Source organism: Acinetobacter sp., from assembly GCF_049284435.1.
GTDB lineage: Bacteria > Pseudomonadota > Gammaproteobacteria > Pseudomonadales > Moraxellaceae > Acinetobacter.
In genome coordinates this window covers 1-2724 of the sequence record NZ_JBAPXX010000111.1, presented here as the reverse complement: position 1 = coordinate 2724, position 2724 = coordinate 1, and the positions used below count along the sequence as shown (strand labels likewise).

General features: G+C 40.5%; 3 protein-coding genes. 1 reads left to right on the top strand and 2 read right to left on the bottom strand.

The window, feature by feature from the left end:
- The first annotated feature begins 542 nt into the window (after positions 1-542).
- Complete coding sequence (locus WAK81_RS09985) at positions 543-1220, top strand: DUF421 domain-containing protein (protein ID WP_422196685.1); 678 nt, start codon at positions 543-545, stop codon at positions 1218-1220.
- Here WAK81_RS09985 and WAK81_RS09980 read toward each other — a convergent pair.
- Both WAK81_RS09980 and WAK81_RS09975 read right to left on the bottom strand, forming a co-directional pair.
- Complete coding sequence (locus WAK81_RS09980) at positions 1217-1918, bottom strand: HAD family hydrolase (RefSeq protein WP_422196686.1); 702 nt, start codon at positions 1916-1918, stop codon at positions 1217-1219. The genes WAK81_RS09985 and WAK81_RS09980 overlap by 4 nt on opposite strands.
- A gap of 147 nt (positions 1919-2065) precedes the next feature.
- On the bottom strand, positions 2066-2724 hold a 659-nt coding region (locus WAK81_RS09975; protein ID WP_422196684.1), incomplete at its 5' end, for a porin.

Sequence of the window (2724 nt, the reverse complement as noted above, 5' to 3'; positions counted from 1 at the left end):
TGCTCAGGCTGAGTATAATCCCACTCCGCATCTGCCCAGACCGCTGTACTTAAACCCATAACCGTTAAAAGCGTGAATATTTTTTTCACAATACATCCCTTGTTGGAAGTCAAAATCACAATTTCTAATTTAAAAACAGTTTATTAACCTGGTGTAATCACTCTATTTTTCAGGCCACAAACTACAGTTTTTTATAAAGATGAAGTGATTTGCTTACAAATTTCTAAACACCCCTAGGTATTCAAAATAAGTTATTTGAAATTTATATTGATAAATTTCAAATGGATAATACTTTTATAGATTTAAAAACAGCAAAAAAAGAATGTGATCTTCTTCAAATTTAATCTGCTGATTTTTTATGCATTATTTACATGAAATCTCTATCTTATTTTGAATAAATTAAGTATCTGGATTTTTAAGCTCAAGCTTCTTTTTTAAATAGAATCTATCTTTATTCATAAACTTACATAAACACAGCAGCAAATAAAATACTGATATTGCTAGACTCGAGCCAAAGAGCAAAATGAGGATCAAGAATCTAAATGGACTGGGCCACGATATTTATACATGACACCACCTGGGCGTTTACCGCAGAAATTTTGCTGCGTTGTGCCCTGATGTATACGATGATTATCCTGTTTCTGCGCCTGACCGGAAAACGCGGGGTACGGCAACTTTCCATCTTCGAAGTCGCTATCATTTTGAGCTTGGGTTCGATTGCCGGTGACCCGATGTTTACCGAAGATATTCCCCTGATTCAGGCGGTTCTGGTGATGTCGGTAATTATTATCATGTATCGTCTGACCACTTGGCTCATGATGAAATATCAATGGTTTGAAGACCTACTGGAAGGTAAACCAATTTATATCGTAGAAGATGGCTTGCTAGTCGTTGAAGAAATTAAAAAAGGTAAAATGTCACATGATGAATTCTTTGCCGAAATGCGCCAGCAAGGCGTAGAGCATCTGGGTCAGGTACGCACCGGTTTACTGGAAACTGACGGTAAGTTCAGTATCCTGTTTTTCAAATCGGATGAGGTTCGGCCGGGGCTGCCACTTTTCCCTAAAAGCTGTTCTATAGTCCAACAGGTCAAGGCCAATGAGTTATATGCCTGTATTTACTGTGGACAGGTACAAACTCTTTCGAGTGCCGACCAGCAATGCCCGCGCTGCGATTCTACACAATGGTCCGAAACACTTGACTGTTTAAGAGTAACTTAATCCTGATTGAGTAACTGCAAATGGGCAAAAATTTCCGGCAGTTGCTGAATTTTATATTGGATATGTTCAGCATCTGCATGAAAGCCTTGCATCCATAATGCATGCATTCCGGCCTCTGTAGCTCCTTGTACATCATTAATTGGATGGTCGCCAATATACAGGCACTGTGCAGGCTGCACGCCTAGACGCTCTGCAGTGATCTGGAATATTTCCGGCTGTGGTTTGTTAAAGCCTACCAATCCCGAACTGATGATCTCATCAAAATAAGGTTCAATACCCAAACCCCGAATCGTATTTAAACGGGTGTCATGTCCGCCATTGGAAACAATGGCTAGCTGATAACCTTCAGTTTTTAGCTGTGTTAATACTTGCTCTGCTGCCGGCATTTCTACAGCGAAACGGCCAAACTGGCTAAACCAGAACTGGGCCAGTTCTTCTATGCTGGGAGGATTTAACCAGGATAGCTCCTGCAACAACGCATAAGCAGCCGAAGCCCCGATACTGCCATGCGTCAGCAATTCCTTTTTAGGATAACCGCCATTATCGATGCGTCTTACAATCTCGATAATTTTGTCAGGCTCGACCTGTGCCAATGCTGGTGCATAATATTCTGCCAGATAACGGCTATAGGCTTGTGTCGTCAGATCACGATGGGTCAAGGTATTGTCGAGGTCAAATAAAACGGCTTGGATAGGCATAATTTTCAAAACGAAATGCTGAAACTTTCAATCATGGTAACAGCCCGAAACTTGTTAGATCAGACATAAAATTGCTAAGTTTTGTTGTTTTGAGCATAAAAAAGGCGATGCCAAAGCATCGCCTTTTCTTAGCTTACAAAGTCTAAATTAGAATTTGTATTCTAAGCCTGTACCAACAACTGGTTGTTTAGTTTCTAAAGAACCACGCTCAAGCGTTAGATAACCGGCATAACCATATGCTTTCACTTGTTTACTAAATGCGTAATCTGCACCAACAAAGATCTGCTGTGCTTCATAATCGGCAGTATTATCTTTGAAGCTTGTAGTGTTTTGGCTGTATTGACCTTTAACTGTCCAAGCTTTTGCATTTGGCAGATTGTATTCAGCGCCAATTAACCAAGCTTGTTGATCATCAATAGCTCTAATTGATTCAAGCCAAGTTAGTGAAGTGTTATTGTCAGCATTTGCTGTCTCTTCGACTTCTGAAACTTGATAGAGTGCCTTAAGTGCTAAACCATTATCTAAGTTTACACGACCAATCGCACGAATCGTATTTGCTGCTGCAAATACACTACCCGCAACATCACCTGTTACTTCTGGAGTAGATGCATTCAAAATACCGCGACCAGCAAAATTTGATGGAATTGCCTTATCATAACCAAGACCTAAAACAACAGCTTTGCTGTCATATACTACAGATGCTGACCATGCATCACCTAAACCACGGCCCGCAGTTTTCACTACACCTTTGTCGCTTTTGATGCCTGAAGACTCACCTGTTGCCAATAAAGCATTCACTTTAATAG

Coding starts and splice junctions, on each gene's coding strand:
- WAK81_RS09985 (WP_422196685.1), top strand. CDS start 543: ATGGACTGGGCCACGATATTTATACATGACACCACCTGGGCGTTTACC.
- WAK81_RS09980 (WP_422196686.1), bottom strand. CDS start 1,918: ATGCCTATCCAAGCCGTTTTATTTGACCTCGACAATACCTTGACCCAT.